Annotated in this window: 18 protein-coding genes and 1 riboswitch; of the genes, 5 read left to right on the top strand and 13 right to left on the bottom strand. The window is 70.9% G+C overall.

Annotated elements, in window-relative coordinates; genetic code table 11:
* Positions 1-219 precede the first annotated feature (219 nt).
* Complete coding sequence (locus CFI00_RS03995) at positions 220-1,560, top strand: nitrate/nitrite transporter (protein ID WP_207083993.1); 1,341 nt, start codon at positions 220-222, stop codon at positions 1,558-1,560.
* Positions 1,557-2,954, top strand: coding sequence for an MFS transporter (locus CFI00_RS03990; RefSeq protein WP_207083992.1), 1,398 nt, complete (start codon positions 1,557-1,559; stop codon positions 2,952-2,954). The genes CFI00_RS03995 and CFI00_RS03990 overlap by 4 nt, the downstream gene beginning before the upstream one ends.
* A gap of 13 nt (positions 2,955-2,967) precedes the next feature.
* Here CFI00_RS03990 and CFI00_RS03985 read toward each other — a convergent pair whose 3' ends face one another.
* From CFI00_RS03985 to CFI00_RS03950, 8 genes are all read right to left on the bottom strand, one after another.
* Positions 2,968-3,483 carry a hypothetical protein gene (locus CFI00_RS03985; RefSeq protein ID WP_207083991.1) on the bottom strand — a complete coding sequence of 172 codons (516 nt, stop codon included), beginning with the start codon at positions 3,481-3,483 and terminating at the stop codon, positions 2,968-2,970.
* Between the two features lie 41 nt (positions 3,484-3,524).
* Positions 3,525-4,241 (bottom strand): hypothetical protein, encoded by a 717-nt coding sequence (locus CFI00_RS03980; protein WP_207083990.1) that lies wholly within the window; start codon positions 4,239-4,241, stop codon positions 3,525-3,527.
* A gap of 124 nt (positions 4,242-4,365) precedes the next feature.
* Positions 4,366-6,000, bottom strand: a complete 1,635-nt coding sequence (gene groL / locus CFI00_RS03975) for a chaperonin GroEL (RefSeq protein WP_207083989.1) — start codon at positions 5,998-6,000, stop codon at positions 4,366-4,368.
* 195 nt (positions 6,001-6,195) lie between these two features.
* Positions 6,196-7,680 carry a vWA domain-containing protein gene (locus CFI00_RS03970; protein WP_207083988.1) on the bottom strand — a complete coding sequence of 495 codons (1,485 nt, stop codon included), beginning with the start codon at positions 7,678-7,680 and terminating at the stop codon, positions 6,196-6,198.
* Entirely contained in the window at positions 7,680-8,099 is a 420-nt protein-coding gene (locus CFI00_RS03965; RefSeq protein WP_207083987.1) for a TadE/TadG family type IV pilus assembly protein, read from the bottom strand. The genes CFI00_RS03970 and CFI00_RS03965 overlap by 1 nt, the downstream gene beginning before the upstream one ends.
* Positions 8,100-8,264: 165 nt before the next feature.
* Positions 8,265-9,146 (bottom strand): hypothetical protein, encoded by an 882-nt coding sequence (locus CFI00_RS03960; protein ID WP_207083986.1) that lies wholly within the window; start codon positions 9,144-9,146, stop codon positions 8,265-8,267.
* Positions 9,143-9,994 carry a hypothetical protein gene (locus CFI00_RS03955; RefSeq protein WP_207083985.1) on the bottom strand — a complete coding sequence of 284 codons (852 nt, stop codon included), beginning with the start codon at positions 9,992-9,994 and terminating at the stop codon, positions 9,143-9,145. Before CFI00_RS03955 ends, CFI00_RS03960 begins: the two co-directional genes overlap by 4 nt.
* 9 nt (positions 9,995-10,003) lie before the next feature.
* Complete coding sequence (locus CFI00_RS03950; RefSeq protein WP_207083984.1) at positions 10,004-10,855, bottom strand: SGNH/GDSL hydrolase family protein; 852 nt, start codon at positions 10,853-10,855, stop codon at positions 10,004-10,006.
* A gap of 123 nt (positions 10,856-10,978) precedes the next feature.
* Between CFI00_RS03950 and CFI00_RS03945 the strand changes: the two genes are divergently transcribed.
* Together CFI00_RS03945 and CFI00_RS03940 are read left to right on the top strand one after the other, a co-directional pair.
* Positions 10,979-12,208, top strand: coding sequence for a DUF2157 domain-containing protein (locus CFI00_RS03945; RefSeq protein WP_207083983.1), 1,230 nt, complete (start codon positions 10,979-10,981; stop codon positions 12,206-12,208).
* Positions 12,205-12,702: a GDYXXLXY domain-containing protein gene (locus CFI00_RS03940; protein ID WP_207083982.1), complete on the top strand. Its 498-nt coding sequence runs from the start codon at positions 12,205-12,207 to the stop codon at positions 12,700-12,702. The genes CFI00_RS03945 and CFI00_RS03940 overlap by 4 nt, the downstream gene beginning before the upstream one ends.
* Positions 12,703-12,709: 7 nt before the next feature.
* Here CFI00_RS03940 and CFI00_RS03935 read toward each other — a convergent pair whose 3' ends face one another.
* The 5 genes from CFI00_RS03935 to CFI00_RS03915 form a co-directional block, all read right to left on the bottom strand.
* Positions 12,710-12,985, bottom strand: a complete 276-nt coding sequence (locus CFI00_RS03935; RefSeq protein ID WP_207083981.1) for a MoaD/ThiS family protein — start codon at positions 12,983-12,985, stop codon at positions 12,710-12,712.
* A 15-nt stretch (positions 12,986-13,000) separates the two neighbouring features.
* Positions 13,001-14,272 carry a threonine synthase gene (gene thrC / locus CFI00_RS03930; RefSeq protein ID WP_207083980.1) on the bottom strand — a complete coding sequence of 424 codons (1,272 nt, stop codon included), beginning with the start codon at positions 14,270-14,272 and terminating at the stop codon, positions 13,001-13,003.
* Positions 14,273-14,282: 10 nt separating this feature from the next.
* Positions 14,283-14,422, bottom strand: a riboswitch (SAM riboswitch).
* A gap of 76 nt (positions 14,423-14,498) precedes the next feature.
* Complete coding sequence (gene otsB / locus CFI00_RS03925; RefSeq protein ID WP_207083979.1) at positions 14,499-15,329, bottom strand: trehalose-phosphatase; 831 nt, start codon at positions 15,327-15,329, stop codon at positions 14,499-14,501.
* A gap of 55 nt (positions 15,330-15,384) precedes the next feature.
* The gene (locus CFI00_RS03920) at positions 15,385-15,858 is read right to left on the bottom strand and encodes a LytR C-terminal domain-containing protein (protein ID WP_242532668.1); all 474 of its coding nucleotides are present in this window, start codon (positions 15,856-15,858) and stop codon (positions 15,385-15,387) included.
* Positions 15,859-15,962: 104 nt separating this feature from the next.
* Positions 15,963-16,256 (bottom strand): DUF3263 domain-containing protein, encoded by a 294-nt coding sequence (locus CFI00_RS03915; RefSeq protein ID WP_056906873.1) that lies wholly within the window; start codon positions 16,254-16,256, stop codon positions 15,963-15,965.
* A gap of 207 nt (positions 16,257-16,463) precedes the next feature.
* Here CFI00_RS03915 and CFI00_RS03910 point away from each other — a divergent pair, with 207 nt between their 5' ends.
* Entirely contained in the window at positions 16,464-17,906 is a 1,443-nt protein-coding gene (locus CFI00_RS03910; RefSeq protein ID WP_207083977.1) for a trehalose-6-phosphate synthase, read from the top strand.

Here is a 17,906-nt window from a genome sequence, read left to right as displayed (position 1 = left end):
GACGCCTTTCGGTCCGATGGTCTGCTCAGCACGCACGGCGGGGCGACCCCGCAGCTCGACCCTAGGGGGACCGATCGGTCTCCGGCCACCCCCTCGACCGAGTGAGGGACTAGGTCCCGCTCATCCGGGACCTAGGTCCCGACAGATGTCGAGACGGTTCCAAACCGTCCTAGATTCCGCCATGGTGGACAGCGTCCGCCTCGACCCGAAGGGACCCAGATGAGCGAGACGACCACTGGTCGGAGCCGGGTGCTGTGGCTGTCCACGGTGGCGTTCACGCTGATGTTCGCCGTGTGGCTGATGTTCGGCATCCTCGGCAAACCGATCCAGACGGAGTTCGGGCTGACCGAGGTCCAGCTCTCATGGGTGGTCGCGGTGGCGGCGCTGAACGGGTCGCTGTGGCGGCTGCCGACAGGCATGCTCACGGACCGGATCGGCGGCCGCAAGGTGCTGACTGCCCTGCTGCTCGCGACCGCCGTGCCGGCCTTCCTGGTCTCCCGCGTCGAGTCCTACGCGATGCTCCTCGTGCTCGCCTTCCTCGTCGGCTTCGCCGGCAACGCCTTCTCCGCCGGCATCGCCTGGAACTCGGCGTGGCAGCCGCGCGAGCACCAGGGCTTCGCCCTCGGCCTCTTCGGCGCCGGCAACGTCGGCGCCTCCGTCACCAAGTTCATCGGACCGCCGCTGATCGCCGGCACCGCCGGGGCGACCTACTTCGGGTTCGTCGACGGTGGGTGGCGGCTGGTGCCGGTGGTCTACGCCGTCCTGCTCGTCGCGATGGCTGCGCTGCTGTGGTTCGGCACCCCCAGCGAGGACCGGGCTCCCGGGACCGGGCAGCCGCTGCGCGACCAAGGGCGGCCGCTGCGCCAGCTCCGGGTGTGGCGCTTCAGCCTCTACTACGTGGCCGTCTTCGGCGCGTACGTCGCCCTGGCTGCGTGGCTGCCCACCTACTACATGGACAACTTCGACGTGACGCTGCAGACCGCCGCGCTGCTCACGGCCAGCTACATCTTCCCCGCGTCGCTGCTGAGGCCCTTCGGGGGCTCGCTGTCCGACCGGTTCGGGGCGCGGCGGGTCATGTACTGGACCTTCGCGGCGATGCTCGTCACGACCGGGCTGCTGATGATGCCGAACGGCCACATCGTCATCAGCCACCCGGACGGCTCGCAGACGCAGCACCTCGCCTACTCCCTGGGACTGGTCCCCTTCGCAGCCTTGGTCTTCCTCCTGGGCTGCGCGATGGGCGTCGGCAAGGCAGCCGTCTTCAAGCACATCCCCGAGTACTTCCCGCACAACGTCGGCGCCGTCGGCGGCCTGGTGGGGATGCTGGGCGGGCTGGGCGGCTTCGTCCTCCCGCCGCTGTTCGCCTACACCAAGTCCTGGTCCGGTTTCCCGTCCAGCACCTTCTTCGTCCTGTTCGTGCTCACGGCGGTCTGCGCCGCGTGGATGCACTGGACCGTCGTCCACATGCTGCACCAGGAGTCCCCCGAGCTGGCCCGCCACCTGGAGAGCCCGCACTCCGAGACCCCTGCCGTCCGAGCGCCTGAGGAGGCACTGGCATGAGCACCACCCGAGAGACCCGGTCCGGCGGAGAGTGGCTGGAGTCCTGGGACCCCGAGAACGAGGAGACGTGGGACAAGCCGCTCGCGTGGCGGACGCTGTGGGTGACCACCTTCGCGCTGTTCCTCGCATTCGTCGCCTGGTTCCTGCCGAGCGCCCTGATCCCCAAGCTCAACCCGCTCGGCTACAGCTTCAGCACCAACCAGCTCTACTGGATGGCAGCGATGCCGGGGCTCTCGGCCGGTCTCTTCCGCCTGGTCTGGATGGTCCTGCCTCCCCTGATGGGGACGCGCAGGATGGTCACCCTCACCTCGCTGCTGCTGATCTTCTCCACGCTGGGCTGGGGGGTGCGCGTCCAGGAGCCGACGGCGCCCTACTGGGAGCTGATGGTGCTGGCCTTCCTGGCCGGCATCGGCGGTGGCGCGTTCTCCGGGTTCATGCCCAGCACCTCCTACTTCTTCCCGAAGTCCAAGCAGGGCACGGCCCTGGGCCTGCAGGCCGGGCTCGGCAACTTCGGCGTCTCGGCGGTGCAGCTGCTCACGCCGTACTTCATCGGCTTCTCCGCACTCGCGTTCTTCGGCACCACCCAGTCCATCTCGATGCCGGGCGCCGCGGCCCAGGACGTGTGGTACCAGAACGCCGCGTTCATCTGGATCCCCCTGATGGTCCTCGCGTCGGTGCTCGCCTGGACGATGCTCAAGTCGGTGCCGATCAAGGCCAACGTGCGCCAGCAGTTCGACATCTTCGGCAACGTGGACACGTGGCTGATGACGCTGCTCTACATCATGACGTTCGGCACGTTCTCCGGCCTGGCCGCGCAGTTCGGCCTCCTCATGGCGAACCTCTACGGCATCGGCAACGCCGACATCGTCTCCGGCACCGGCGCCGAGGCACAGGTGCTCATCGACGGCTACGCCGTGCCCGACGTCGTGAAGTACGTCTTCCTCGGGCCGCTGGTCGGAGCCGGGGCGCGGGTGCTCTTCGCGCCGTTGACGGACCGGACGGGCGGGGCGGTGTGGACGCTCGTCTCGGGCGTGGGACTGATCGTCTCGATCGCCTTCACCCTTCCCGCCCTGACCCCGGACACCAGCTCGGCCGCCGCGTTGGAGAGCGGCTTCGACCAGTTCCTGTGGGGGATGCTCGCCATCTTCCTCTTCGCCGGCATCGGCAATGCCTCGACGTTCAAGCAGATGCCGATGATCTTCGAGAAGCGGCAGGCAGGCGGCGTGATCGGCTGGACCGCCGCGATCGCTGCCTTCGGCCCGTTCTTCTTCGGGATCGGGGTCACCACGCTGGGCCCGACGACGTTCTACGCCATCGGGATCGCGTGGGCGGTGATGTGCGTGGCCATCACCTGGAGCCGCTACGCCCGCAAGGGAGCTCCCAAGCCGAGCTGACGCGGACGGAGGATCAGCCCCCGAAGGCCTCGTCGTAGAGCGCCTGCATCTCGGGGCTGTCCTCACCGGTGTAGCCGCAGAGCGTCACCCGGTCACCGTCGGCGCTCACGAGGTAGGAACGGCCCTCCTGGAAGTCGACGGCCAGCAGCAGGTCCTGCAGCTGCTCGCTCGGCGAGGTGACGGTCACGGTCTCCGCGCCCTCGCCCCCGGCGTACCACTCGTCGACGCTCAGCGTCGCCGTGCCGTCGTCGAGGGCGGTGACCGTCCCGGCGAAGGCGGTGTCGAAGGTGGCCAGCGTGTCGGGGATCGGGACCGCGCACTTGGCGGCCGCAGCACCGTCGGCGGTGAGGGCCAGGGTGCCTGCGTCGTCCGTGCCGGGTTCGCTCGTGCCGGTTCCGGCCGGGCTGCTCGAGGTGTCGTCCGACGCGCGCTCGGCACCGTCGTCGTCGGCGCCGCAGGCCGTGAGGCCGGAGAGGACGACGAAGGGTACGACGAGCAGGGTGCGGACTCGGCTGGTCTGTCGGCTCATACCCACTCGGACGCGACGAGCGCCCGACGGGTTCCGGTCGCTCACCGGTCGCCGTCCTCGTCCTCCTCCTCGACCCGCCGCTTCAGGCGCCCGATCCCGGGGATCTTGCCGAGGATCTCGTTGAGCTCGCGGGAGACGTCGAGGAGCTCGTGGAGGTCGGGCGCCACCGACCCCAGGGTGGCCATGATCGGCAGGATGTCGCGCTCGACCTGCAGCGTCACCGCCGGCAGGTGGTCGATGAGGGTCACCAGTGCCCCGACCTCCTCCGGGTGCGTGGTGTCGGCGAGAGCCCGCAGAGTGGGCTCGAGCGTCGTCAGCGACGGCTCGAGCGCGTCGATCAGCACCGTCGCGCGACCCACCAGGACACCGGCGTCGCCGACCACGTCGCCGACGCGAGCCACCTCGGCGGTGGCTGCGTCCACGACCCCACCGACGCGCGACACCTCCGCGGTCGCCGCGTCCACCACCGCGCCGACACGAGCCACCTCGGCCGTCGCAGTGTCGGCGACACCTCCCACGCGCGCCACCTCCGCCGTGGCGAGGTCCACGACCCCACCCACGCGTGCCACCTCGGCGGTCGCCGCGTCCGCGACCGCTTCCACACGGTCCACGATGCCGGACGCCCGCGCGACCAGCGCCTCGGCCTGGTCGAGCAGGGCGAGCACGCGCGGCACGGCCCCGACGAGCGCCTCGACCTGCTCGCCTCCCCTTTCGAGGGCGGAGAGCACGTCACGGGGGCCGGGGACGGGGAGGCGCATGCGCCATTGATACCAGCGGGTGCCCCGCGGGGGCCGGGGGCCGGCCCGCGCTGCTCGTGCCGGAACGGCACAAGGCCCCCGCCGGAGCGGGGGCCTTGATGGTGATGCTGTGGAGCTGTGGCGATCAGAAGTCCATGCCGCCCATGCCGCCCATGCCGCCGTCGCCGCCACCCATGGCCGGCGCCTTCTCCGGCTTGTCGGCCACGACGGCCTCGGTGGTGAGAAACAGCGCGGCGATCGACGCGGCGTTCTGGAGCGCCGAGCGGGTGACCTTGGCCGGGTCGATGATGCCCTCGGCGATCATGTCGACGTACTCCCCGGTCGCGGCGTTGAGGCCGTGACCGGCCTCCAGGTTCGCGACCTTCTCCGCCACGACGCCGCCCTCGAGGCCGGCGTTGATGGCGATCTGCTTGAGCGGGGCGGAGGTCGCGACGCGGACGATGTTCGCGCCGGTGGCCTCGTCACCGCTCAGGTCGAGCTTGTCGAACGCGGTGGCAGCAGCCTGGACGAGCGCCACGCCGCCTCCGGCGACGATGCCCTCCTCGACCGCGGCCTTGGCGTTGCGGACGGCGTCCTCGATGCGGTGCTTGCGCTCCTTGAGCTCGACCTCGGTGGCCGCGCCGACCTTGATGACGGCCACGCCGCCGGCGAGCTTGGCGAGGCGCTCCTGGAGCTTCTCGCGGTCGTAGTCGGAGTCCGACTTCTCGATCTCGGCGCGGATCTGGTTGACCCGGCCCTCGATCTGGCCCTGGTCGCCCGAGCCCTCGACGATGGTGGTCTCGTCCTTGGTGATGACGACCTTGCGGGCCTGGCCGAGCAGCTCGAGACCGGCCGACTCGAGCTTGAGGCCGACCTCCTCGGAGATGACCTGGCCGCCGGTGAGGATCGCGATGTCCTGCAGCATGGCCTTGCGGCGGTCACCGAAGCCCGGGGCCTTGACGGCCACGGAGCGGAAGGTGCCCTTGATCTTGTTGACGACCAGGGTCGACAGCGCCTCGCCGTCGACGTCCTCGGCAATGATCAGCAGCGGCTTGCCGGACTGCATGACCTTCTCCAGCAGCGGCAGCAGGTCCTTGACCGTCGACACCTTGGAGTTGGCGATGAGGATGTAGGGGTCCTCCAGCACGGCCTCCATGCGCTCGAGGTCGGTGGCGAAGTAGGCCGAGATGTAGCCCTTGTCGAACCGCATGCCCTCGGTCAGCTCGAGGTCCAGCCCGAAGGTGTTGGACTCCTCGACGGTGATGACGCCTTCCTTGCCGACCTTGTCCATCGCCTCGGCGATGATCTCGCCGACGGTGGTGTCAGCGGCGGAGATCGACGCGGTGGAGGCGATCTGCTCCTTGGTCTCGACGTCCTTCGCCATCACGAGCAACTGCTCGGACACGGCGGCGACGGCGGCCTCGATGCCGCGCTTGAGACCCATCGGGTTCGCGCCGGCCGCGACGTTGCGCAGGCCCTCGCGCACCATGGCCTGGGCCAGGACGGTGGCCGTCGTCGTGCCGTCACCGGCGACGTCGTCGGTCTTCTTGGCGACCTCCTTGACCAGCTCGGCGCCGATCTTCTCGTAGGGGTCCTCCAGCTCGATCTCCTTGGCGATCGAGACACCGTCGTTGGTGATCGTGGGGGCGCCCCACTTCTTCTCCAGGACGACGTTGCGGCCCTTGGGGCCGAGGGTGACCTTCACCGCGTCGGCGAGGGTGTTCATCCCTCGCTCGAGGCCGCGGCGGGCCTCCTCGTTGAAAGCAATCAGCTTGGCCATATCGCGTGCGATTCCTATCGACGTGAGTCTGTGTGTCGACGCCAGGCGGGCTGCCCGCGACGGACGGTCCGCTCCGTCGGCGATCCATTCACGCCGGCTTCTGCGGACCTCAGCGTCACCTGGGTCGTTGTCACTCTCGTGCCGAGAGTGCCAGCATCATGTTTAGCACTCGACCCCCGAGAGTGCAAACGGCCCTCAGGGCATCTCGATGAGTCGGATGCTCTCGGTGACGGCGATGATCGCCGTGGCGAAGATCGGGCCGAGCTCCGAGCCCGAGACGGCGCAGAAGTAGTGGTCGCCGTCCTTGTTCTCCGCCACCCGCTCGGCGTTCGTCGAGCAGTCGCTCTCGGCCTTGCTGGGCGCGCCGCTCGGACCGGGCGATGCCGCCTTCGCGAGGTAGTCGCGCACCCACGGCGCCCGGGGCGCGCGGCCGGAGCCACCTGAGGTGACCGGCTTCTCGCACGGCGCGTTCGTCGCGTCGCCGAACCCGATCACCAGCACGGTGATGTTGTTGTCCTTGGCGTACTGCGCGACCTGGTTGAAGTTCTCGCAGCCCCTCTGGCCGTTGCCGTTGCCGTGGAAGTTGCGGTCCGCACCGACGTCGGCGCTGTTGTCGAGCGACGTCGAGCCCGTCTTCACCAGCTCGTCGGGCTGGCCGTCGGTCTCGAAGATGATGACCTTCTTGGGCGTGCCCGGACGCTTCGGCAGGGAGGAGAGGTTGTTGGCCTGCTTGCCGAGCAGGTAGCGCGCGGCCCCCTTCATCCCGGACGCCAGGTGCGTGCCGTACGACCCGGTCGACAGCCCCGGCACCGCACCGCTCGGCATGCACTGCACTCCCTTGACCAGCTTGCTGCTGGTGTTGATCGCGGAGTCGCGGTTGGTCTTGTAGTCGTTGGTGAAGGGCACCGCGATCCAGTCTCCTCCGGTGACACCGTCCGAGGCGGACGTCGCGGCGGTGGCGCACGACCCGGACGCCTTGCTCTTGTGCAGCGCCCCGAACGCCACGTAGTGGAGCGTCGGGTCCATCACCTCGAGGCTGTCCACGATCGCGGTCTTCATCTGCTCGCGGTCGGTGTCCGCCATGCTCGTCGTGCGGTCGGCCATGATCACGATGTCCATCGGGTTCGGCAGGGTGTCGCCGCACGAGCCCTTGCAGGCCGCCGACGACACGGACCCGGTCGTGCCCTTCTCGTGGCCGATGATCGGCGCGAAGTCGTAGTCGACGTCCTTGGCGTCGCTGACCCGGATGGTGTTGCACCGCGCGCTGGTGGGGCACGGGATGGAGCAGATCCTGGTGTTGCAGCGCACCGCGGCGCTGGTGTAGGTCCCGGGGTCGCACGTGGCAGGGATCTGGCCCGACGCCACCTGCCTGCTCGACCCGGTCGAGGCCACGACGCAGAACAGCTCGGTGTCGGGCGTCATCGCCGGGTCCTGGTTCTTGGCCATGGTGACCGCCCAGGCCCGCGCCGAGCTCCCGCTGGAGGGCAGCTCGAAGGCACCTGCGTGGGCCGCGGAGTCGACGTGGTCGTGCAGCTTCTGGCGCTCCATCGACAGCGAGGCGATGTCCACCGCGAGGGCCGCGCAGGCGAAGATCACGATCGCGAGCAGGCCGACCAGGATGGCGACCGCTCCCTGCTCCTCGTCGCGACCGCGCGCCGGCCGCGTGCGCAGGGCCGGCATCACTCGATCCTCATCTGGCTGGTCTTGGTGAGGGTGAGGCTCGAGGAGATGGCCTTGCCGACCGGCGTCAACCAGGCGTGCTGGTAGGTCGTGGTGACCACGGCCACACCGCCGGTGGTGTGGTTGGCGTCCCACGAGCCGCAGGTGCCTCCCAGCGGCGTCTGGCAGGTCACGTCGACCGTGACCTTGCCCTCGAGGTCGGTCAGCGCGTCGTTGACGACCTGGTCGACCTCGCTCCCGCTGGCGCTGAGGCTGGCGGCCCGCACTCCCTCGCGGGTGGCGTTGTTGAGCATCGTGTAGCGGTTGATGGCGAAGCCGAAGTCGATCATCGCGAAGAGGATCGCCAGGAGGAGTGGCACGACGAGCGCGAACTCCACCGCTGATGCGCCGCGTTCGCCGCGGCGCCGTGAAATGGGCATGACAAATTCCTCCCGCACGTGCGTCGCGGGAGTCACCCCTGCGACGCACTCAGTGAAATCCCCCGGCCCCAGTGCCGGGTTCAGCCCGTCCTCGCCCCCAGACGGAGACAGGTTGGGGGAACGTAGCGCAGCAGCGTCCGCCCCGACCCCGTCTCGGCGACGTGTCTAGACCGAACGGGGACGCGTGCGCGCCGCGACGAGGTCGGCGAAGGGGCCGGCGTTGGCCGGCGAGACGTCCAGGTAGAGCCCGGGCTCGATGAGCTCGAGCTCGCTGACGACCCACGCGTCCTGCCAGCGCAGGAGGTCGACACGGAGGTAGTCCATCGGCCGTGCGAAGCGCGCGGTGAGGGCGTCGTACGCCTGCATCACGACGTCGGCCACGTCACCGGTGTCCGCGGCACGCACGCGGCCGCCGAACTCCTCGTTGACCCGTACGTCGCCGTCGCCAGGCTGCTTGTCGAAGCGCTGGGTGATCCGCCCCTCGAGGACGTATACCGACACCTCGCCGTGCGTCCGGATCGACTCGACCAGCGGCTGGACGACCCAGGGACCACCGACCTCCGGGTAGTCCGGGTGGCTGCGGACGGACCGTCCGAGGCGGTCGTCGTCGGGGTCGGTGACGACGATGAGGCCCGCGCCGCCGGCGCCGACCCGCGGCTTGACCACGGCGGTCCCGAAGTGGCGTACGCCGTCCGCGAGCCCGGCCCGGTCGTCGGCGAGCAGCGTCGGGACGACCGGCAGGTCACCGAGGTCCGTGAGGTAGCGCTTGTCGTGGTTCCAGGCGAAGACGTCGGCGCCGTTGAGCAGCCGGGACTGGTCGAGGGACTGCGTCCACGCGACGAACGCGCCGTGGCGGGTGACGTAGTCCCACGTCGAGCGCAGCGCCACCACGTCGGCGGCGGCCCAGTCGACCGCCGGGTCGTCCCAGCGCGCCCACACGGCGTGGAGGCCACGCTCGGCGAGGGCGGCGTCGAGCACGGCCGCTCCCGGCTCACCGTCGGGCAGGTCGCCGCTGGTGGCCAGCAGGACGGTCGGGCGTCGGCTCATGCCTCGGGCAGCTCGGAGGCGCCGTAGAGCTCGTGGGCGACGGAGTCGCGGTTGGTGCCCTCGCGGTTGTCGCCCTTCTCGATGACCACGAGGTTGTGGTAGCAGTGCACGGCCCGCACCCACTGGTCGGTGTAGGTCGGCTCGTAGCCCTCGACGAGGAACTCCTCGTGGTTGAGCCCGTCGACGAGGTCCTTCACGAGGTCCATCGAGGTGCCCGGGGCGCGGGGGTCCAGCTGGCCGCCCCAGGCGGGCCAGTAGGACGTCTGGGTGTCCTCGATGCAGTAGATGGCGCCATCGGGCAGCAGCGGGAAGAGGATCCGGAACGACTCGCGCACGTGGGCCGGGATGTGGCTGCCGTCGTCGATGACGACCATCGGGGCGCCGTGCTCGTCGATGATGCGCTGGAGGACCTCGGGGTCGGTCTGGTCACCGAGGTAGGCGTGGATGTGCCCGCGGGTCAGCCACGTCTTGTCCTCGATGTCGAGGCCGACGATGGTGGCGCGCGGGAAGAACCAGCGCCACATCTTCATCGAGGCCCCGCTGCGGCGACGCTTCTTGTAGCCGCCGATGCCCAGCTCGAGCAGGGTGAAGGACTCGCGGCGCAGGTGCTCGAGGTGCCGCTCGTAGTGGGGGGTGTACTTGTGCACGCCCCACTTGTCGGTGCGGAACTCGATCGCGAGCTCGGTCAGGTTGCTCGCGAGCAGGCGACGCCGCCGCTCGGCCTTCGCGTCGTCGGGCGCCGCAGCCGGAGCGGGCTCGCGGGACGCCTGCATGCGACCGGTCTTCCGGGCCGTCTTCTGGGCAGCCTTCTTGACCGCCTGGCCGGCTCGACGAGCAGTGGTGCGCACCCGGGAACCCTAGCCTGAGCGGCCCACACCGGGTGCGTGGTGCCCGAACGGCACGACCTCCACCACCCCCAGGGCGGCAAGGACCGACGGGAGCATCGCCTTGGCCGTCCGCTTGTAGCCCTGCGCGCTCGGGTGGAAGCGGTCCAGGCTGAACATCTCGTCGGGGTTCGTGATGAAGAACGGCCCCACCACGTGGGACAGCGAGACCACGCGCGCACCCCCCGCCAGGGCGGTCTCGCGCTGGGCCTGCGCCAGCTGCCGGGAGGCGCGCGAGCCGAGGGCGCGCAAGGGCTGCGGCACCGGTCGCAGCGCCCCGAGGTCCGGGCAGGTGCCCACCACCACCTCGGCACCGCGTGCGCGCAGCGCGGCGACCGCCGCCGCGAGGTGGGCCGCCGACTCCGCCACCGGCACCCGGTGGGTGACGTCGTTGCCCCCGACGACGATCACCGCGACGTCGGGGCGGTAGGAGTCGGGCAGCGTCGCGAGCTGGTCGGCGAGCATGCTGCTCTCCGAGCCGACCACTGCGGCCGTGCGCAGCCGCACCGAACGTCCGGCGCTGCGGGCGATGCCGCGCGCCAGGCGCCCGCCGAGGGTGTGCTTGGCACGCTCCGCCCCCAGTCCTGCTGCGATGGAGTCCCCGAGCACCAGCAGGTCGACGGGCTGACCGAGCTTCTTCTGGTAGTGCCGGTCCGCGAGCGGCGCCTGCTCCCCCAGCGGCTTGCCGATCGCCCGGCGCGCCTGGGCGGCCTGCCGGTGCAGGAGCGTGCGGGCGGCGTACGCCGTCGCGCCGGCGACACCGCCTGCCAGGGTCAGGGCCACTCCGGCGCGGGTGAGGCGGGAGCCGGCGTCGTCGTCGATCACGCCTGTTTCAACCACACGGACCTGAACGGCTGGTCAACCGCGCCCAGCGAATGGCCCAACGGCACTACACACGTGGGTCGACGTACTCATCACAGGAGCCGCGCAACGCGTCACGCTGGACGTATGAACCCATCCGCCCCCGCCCTCCCCCGGCCGGTCCCGCCCCGCCAGCTCGCCTGGCTGCGTGCCGAGCTCGACGACTGGACGTCCCAGGGGATCATCGACGACGACCAGGCCCGACTGATCTCGTCGCGCTACCGCCTCGGTGACCACACCCGCTTCGGCATCGGTCGCGTGCTGCTCTCGCTCGGTGGCGCCTTCGTCGGCATCGGCCTCATCTGGCTGGTCGCGGCGAACCTCGACCAGCTCTCCCCCACCTCGCGCTTCGCAGCCGTGGTCCTGCTCTGGCTGGCGTTCCTCGCCGGCGGCGAGGCCCTCGCGGCCCGCAAGGCCTCGCCCCCGCTCGTGGGTGCCGTACGCCTCATGGCCGCCCTCGGCGCCGGAGCGGTGATCTTCCAGGCCGCACAGTCACTGCAGGTGCCGGCCTTCGAGCCCCGCCTCCTCGGGCTGTGGGCGGCGGGCACCCTGCTCCACGGCTACCTGGTCCGGGCCTCCATGCCGTTCCTCGTCGGGGTCGCCACCGGCATCGCGTGGTGGTTCGCCCAGCCGCTGTGGGACGGCCCCAGCGGACTCACCGTCGTGGTCCTCCTTGGCGCCGCCGCGGTCCTCGCCTCGGGCCTGGCGGTGCTGCACGACGGCTGGATCGTCCCCTTCGCCTGGACGTGGCGCACCGTCGCCGGCGGCATGGCGCTGCTCGCGCTGTTCGTCGCCGCCATCCCGGGGATCGGCTCGGACGGTGTCGTCTGGTCGACGTGGCTCGTGGTCGTCCTCGTCGCCGCAGCAGCAGCCGTCGCGGGCGCCGTGATCACCCGCCCGGGCACGCGCCTGCTGGAGCCGCTGGGCGCGGTCGCCGTGCTCGGCGTGGCCACCGCGCTCGCGTTGTGGACCACCAGCACCGACACCTCCGACATCGACACCGCCGACTGGCTGCACGCGGCCGTCTCGGTCCTGGCCTACGTCGTGCTCGCCGTCGCCCTGGTCGCCCTCGGCACCGTCCGCGACCACCCGCCCCTCACCGCGATGGCGATGGTCGGGCTCGTCGTCTTCACGACCTTCCAGAGCTTCGCCGTCTTCGCGCCGATCGTCACCGGCGCCTGGCTCTTCGTGGTGCTCGGCACGGTCTTCCTCGGCACCGGCTTCCTCTTCGACCGTGCCCGTCGCGAGCTCGCCCAGGTCCTCGTCGACGACTCACCCGGTGGCTCGGCCACCCCTGCCCCAGGAGCACCCCGATGAAGCGTGTCCTCGTCACCGGCGTCATCGCCGTCAGCCAGCTCGTCCTGGCCGGAGTCGCGGTGGGCCCGCAGCTCTCTGCCCGCCTCACCGGCGACACCTACCTCCTCGAGGTCGCCCCGCTCGACCCGATCGACCCCTTCCGTGGGGCGTACGTCGCCCTCGACTACCCCGGGCTGCGGCACGACGACTCGCAGTCCGTCGGCGAGCCCGGACTGGGCGCGCTCGACGACGGCGAGCAGGGCGACGTCTTCATCACCCTCGCCGAGCAGGACGGGACCTGGGTCGCCACTGACTGGACCCGGGAGCGCCCCGACGACGCGCCCTACCTCGCGTGCGACGACCGGTCGTGGCAGATCAGGTGCGGGATCGAGAGCCTCTTCCTGCCGCAGGACACCGCCCGCGAGACCGAGGACCTGCTGCGCGACGGAGCCGTCGCCGAGGTGCGCATCGACGGGCGCGGCAACGCCGCCGTGGTCGACGTACGCGCGCCGTGAGCCCGGCTCAGCCGCCGGCGACCGCCGGGATCACCGAGACCTGGACCCCGTCGGGGGTCGCGGTCTGGAGGTCGTCGAGGAAGCGCACGTCGTCGTTGCCGACGTAGACGTTGACGAAGCGGCGCAGCGCGCCGGACTCGTCGAGGATGCGCCCCTTGATGCCGGCGTAGCTCGCGTCGAGGTCGTCGAGGACGGCGGCGAGGGTGTCGCCCTCGGCGCTGACCTCGGACTGGCCGTCGGTGTAGGTGCGCAGGATGGTGGGGATGCGGACCGAGACGCTCATGCTGGTGTGTCCCTCTCAGACGATGCCAGCCGCGACGAAGGCGTCGTAGCTGGGTGCGATGGTGGCTGCGGCGCCGACCCGGTCGGAGACCGCGTCGAGGGTCTTGAGGCCGTGGCCGGTGTTGATGACGACGGTCTCCAGCGAGGTGTCGAGCTGGCCGGTCTCGACGAGCTTCTTCAGCACGCCCACCGTGGTGCCGCCGGCGGTCTCGGTGAAGATGCCCTCGGTGCGCGCGAGCAGGACGATCGCGTCGCGGACCTCGTCGTCGGTGATGTCCTCGACCGCACCGCCGGAGCGACGGCACACGTCGAGGACGTAGATGCCGTCCGCGGGGTTGCCGATGGCCAGGCTCTTGGCGATGGTGTCCGGCTTGACCGGACGGATCGCGTCGGTGCCGGCCTTGTAGGCGACCGAGACCGGCGAGCAGCCCGTCGCCTGGGCGCCGAAGATCCGGTAGGGCTTGTCCTCGACGAGGCCCAGCGCGACCAGCTCGCGGAACGCCTTGTCGACCTTGGTCAGCTGCGAGCCGGACGCGACCGGGATGACGACCTGGTCGGGCAGGCGCCAGCCCAGCTGCTCGGCGATCTCGTAGCCCAGCGTCTTGGAGCCCTCGGCGTAGAAGGGTCGGACGTTGACGTTGACGAACGCCCAGCCCTCCTCCTCGCCGGCGATCTCGGAGGCGAGCTTGTTGACGTCGTCGTAGTTGCCGTCGACCGCGACGAGGCGGTCGGTGTAGACGGCGGAGTTGACCTGCTTGGGCTGCTCGAGGTTGCTCGGGATGAAGACGACCGTCTTCATCCCGGCCCGGGCCCCGGCCGCGGCGACCGCGTTGGCCAGGTTGCCGGTGGAGGGGCACGCGAAGACCTTCGCGTCGAGCTCGCGGGCCGCGCTCAGGGCGCAGGCCACGACGCGGTCCTTGAAGGAGTTGGTGGGGTTGGTGGAGTCGTCCTTCACCCACAGCCTGTCGATGCCCAGCTCGCGGGCGAGGTTCTTCGCCTCCAGCAGCCGGGTGAAGCCGGGCTCGGTGTTGGGGCTCTGCTCGATGTCGGAGGGCACCGGCAGCAGCGCCTTGTAGCGCCAGATGTTGGCCGGACCGGCGGCGATCTCCTCGCGGGTCACGGTCGGGAAGTCGTAGGCCACCTCGAGGGGGCCGAAGCACTCCGGACAGGCGTACGAGGGGCCGAGCGCGACCTCGTGGCCGCACTCGCGGCAGGCCAGGGCGCGGGCGTGGCCGAAGGCACCCTCGCGCAACGTGTGCGTCGTGTTCTCGTCCAAAAGGGTGCTCATGAAGTCCTCCTTCTCATCTGTCCCCGCGACTCTCGCGTGGGTCGGATTTGGCACCTGCTCCCATGTCCGCCGGACGGGGTCCGGACAGGAGGCTCATGGGTGGTTGCCGGGACTTCTACGGGCCGTTCCCTCAGTCCCTCGTGATGAGCAAGGTCAACCCTAGGCGGGCTGTCTCACGATGCGCACACCGAGTCCACGATGTGGATCGCGGCAGTCCGACCTGCGGTCAGCGGCGGGAGAGCAGGGCGCCGAGGAGCTCCACCACGCCGGCCGGGCCGTCGACCACGACGTCGGCGAGCTCCACGAGGTCGGGCTGCTCGGTGGACGCCGAGCACACGACCAGGCCCGGCAGGCCGTCGCCGCGCAGGTCGCGGACGGCCTCGAAGGCCTCCACGTCGCCGAGGTCGTCGCCGCCGAAGACCACGCCGTCGGCCTCCTGCTCGGCCACGAAGGTGCGCAGCGCGTGGCCCTTGTGCATGTCGCCGGAGCGGACCTCGATGACGTTGCGGCCCGGCTCGACGGTCAGGTGGTGGCGCCCGGCGAGGTCGGAGATCGGGGCGACGAGGCGTGCGAAGGCACCGGCGGGGTCGGCCATCCGGCGGGTGTGCACCGCGACCGCGAGGCCCTTCTGCTCGATGAAGGCGTCGGCCGCGTCGGCGCCGCGCAGCACCGACGTCAGCTCACGCTCGAAGCTGGCCAGGCCGGCCGGGGGGCGCGGCGAGCGGATCCGTTGCTCGGTCGCCGACCAGCGCTCGTTGCCGTACTGGCCGAAGACGAAGAGCTCCGCGCCGCGGTCGAGCATCGCGTTGCCCAGGGCGTCGAGGTCGCCCATCGCGATCGCCTGCCGGGCCGGGCGGCCGGTGATCACCGCGACCGCGCGGACCGCCTCGGCGAGCTCGAGGAGCGCGCCGGGGGCGCCGGGGTGCAGGCGCGCCGCCTCGGGGTCGTCGACCATCGGGGACAGGGTGCCGTCGAAGTCGAGGCCGACCACCACACCGGCGAGGACGTCGCGTACGGCGTCGTAGTGGGCGCGCGCGTCGTCGGAGGTGAACTCCATGTCACCAGCCAACCACGCGGCGGCGGGGTCCCGCGAACCGTCCCGCCCCCGCGGGCTACTGGGGGGCGTCGGTGGTGAGGATGATCGTCAGGCGGTCGCGCTTCATCTCACCCACGGCGGGCGCGGTCCGGCGGATGCCGAGGTCGAGCGCGAGCTGCTTGCCGGCGGCCTTGAGCCGCGGCGGGAAGTAGACCGTCGTGGTCGGGACGACGCCGTACCAGTTGTCCTCGCCGACGACAGCCCAGCCCACGGTGGTCGCCTTCTCGGCCGTGCTGGCGGCCAGGCCCTTGATCCCGGAGCTGTTGTAGACCTCGACGTAGACCTCGCCACGCTTGACGCGCGGCTCCGGCTTCGGCTCCTTGGTGGGCTCCGCCGTCGGCTCTGCGCTCGGCGTCTGCTCGGCGCTGGCGATGGTGGCGGTCTCGACCCGGCGCTCGGTGGGCGCCTGGTCGCGGGTGGCGACGAAGGTGATGGAGGCCATCGCGACGGCGAGGACCGAGAGCATCACGACCGGGGAGGGGAAGGCCACGCCTCGCTCGTCACGGGGACGGCGGGACGGGAGGCGGCCGGAACTGGGGAAGAAGGCCATGGGGAAGGAAGCCGATCGTGAGTGAGTGGACAGGTCTCGCGGTGTCAGATCTCGAAGCCGAGGCGGCGGGCGGAGCGCTGGCGCTGGCGCGAGGCGCGCAGGCGCCGGAGGCGGCGGACGAGCAGCGGGTCGGCCTCGAGGGCCTCGGGACGGTCGATGAGGGCGTTGAGCACCTGGTAGTAGCGGGTCGAGGACATGTCGAACTTCTCGCGGACAGCCTGCTCCTTGGCGCCGGCGTACTTCCACCAGTGCCGCTCGAACTCGAGGATCTCGCGGTCCCGCTGGCTCAGCCCGGCAGCAGTCTCCTGCTCGGCTGCGATGTGCTTCGCGGCATCCATCTGCCATCTCCTCCTCGACCCCACGCCCATCCCGTGCCGGGCGGACTGCGGTCAGTCTAGGCGACGAACGACAACGATGTCATTCGCCTCCGGCGAGTCGTCTGGACAAAACCCGACGCTCGTAGGAGGCGTGTCGGCGGGGCGCGGGCCGACGACGGACACCGCGGGGTGGCCCCGACGTCGCCGGTCGTCGTTAGGGTGGCCGGTGTGAGCCCCACCCCGCAGGCCGACCTCGTCATCGTGGCCAACCGACTCCCCGTCGACCGGGTGGTCGCCCCCGACGGCACCGCGTCGTGGCGCACCTCCCCCGGCGGGCTGGTGACCGCGCTCGAGCCGGTCCTGCGCGCCAACGACGGAGCGTGGATCGGCTGGCCCGGCTCGGCCGACGACGAGGAGTTCGAGCCGTTCGTGGAGGACGGGCTCTCCCTGGTCCCGGTGGCGATGAGCGCGCAGGAGGTCGAGGAGTTCTACGAGGGCTTCTCCAACGGCACGCTCTGGCCGCTCTACCACGACGTGATCGCCAAGCCGGAGTTCCACCGCGAGTGGTGGGACTCCTACGTCGCGGTCAACCAGCGCTTCGCCGACAGGGCCGCCGAGGTCGCGGCCGAGGGGGCGACGGTCTGGATCCAGGACTACCAGCTCCAGCTCGTGCCGCAGATGCTGCGCACCCAGCGCCCCGACCTGCGCATCGGCTTCTACCTCCACATCCCGTTCCCGCCGGCGGAGCTGTTCTCGCAGCTGCCGTGGCGCCGCCAGATCCTCGAGGGTCTCCTCGGCGCCGACCTGATCGGCTTCCAGCTGCCGGGCGCCGCCGCCAACTTCGTACGCCTGGTCCGCAGCCGGGTGGGCCACAAGACCCACCGCGACACCATCTACCTCCCCGACGGCCGGCCGGTGAAGGCGACCGCCTTCCCGATCTCCATCGACACCGCGGGCTTCGAGGCGCTGGCGCGCTCGGAGGCGGTGGAGAAGCGTGCCGTGGAGATCCGCGAGGCCCTGGGCAACCCCCGCCGGATCTTCCTCGGGGTCGACCGCCTCGACTACACCAAGGGCATCCACTCCCGCCTGCGCGCCTTCGGCGAGCTCGTGCGCGACGGCAAGCTCGACCTGGAGGACGCCGTCTTCGTGCAGGTGGCGACGCCGTCGCGCGAGCGCGTCGAGCAGTACCGCATCCTCCGCGACGAGATCGAGCTGCTGGTGGGGCGGATCAACGGCGACCACGGCCGCATCGGCCGGCCGGCGATCTCCTACATGCACTCCTCCTACCCCCGCGAGGAGATGGCCGCCCTCTACCGCGCCGCCGACGTCATGGTGGTGACGCCCTTCCGTGACGGGATGAACCTCGTCGCCAAGGAGTACGTCGCGTGCCGCTTCGAGGACGACGGCGCGCTCGTGCTGTCGGAGTTCGCCGGCGCCGCGGCTGAGCTGCGCCAGGCGTGGCTGGTGAACCCCTACGACATCGACGGCATGAAGGCCACGCTGCTCGAGGCCTTCGCCGCGGACGGGAAGGAGACCGGTCGGCGCATGCGCGCGATGCGCAAGACCGTCGTCCACCACGACGTGGCCCGCTGGGCCGAGTGCTTCCTCAGCGAGCTCGAGCACCTGCCCGACCACCACGACAAGAGCGTGCGCCGCCCGCGGTCGGGCTGA

It is taken from the genome of Nocardioides sp. S5 (assembly GCF_017310035.1).
GTDB lineage: Bacteria > Actinomycetota > Actinomycetes > Propionibacteriales > Nocardioidaceae > Nocardioides.
The sequence above is the reverse complement of the archived record's forward strand: the minus strand, read 5'-3'. Positions and strand labels throughout refer to the sequence as shown.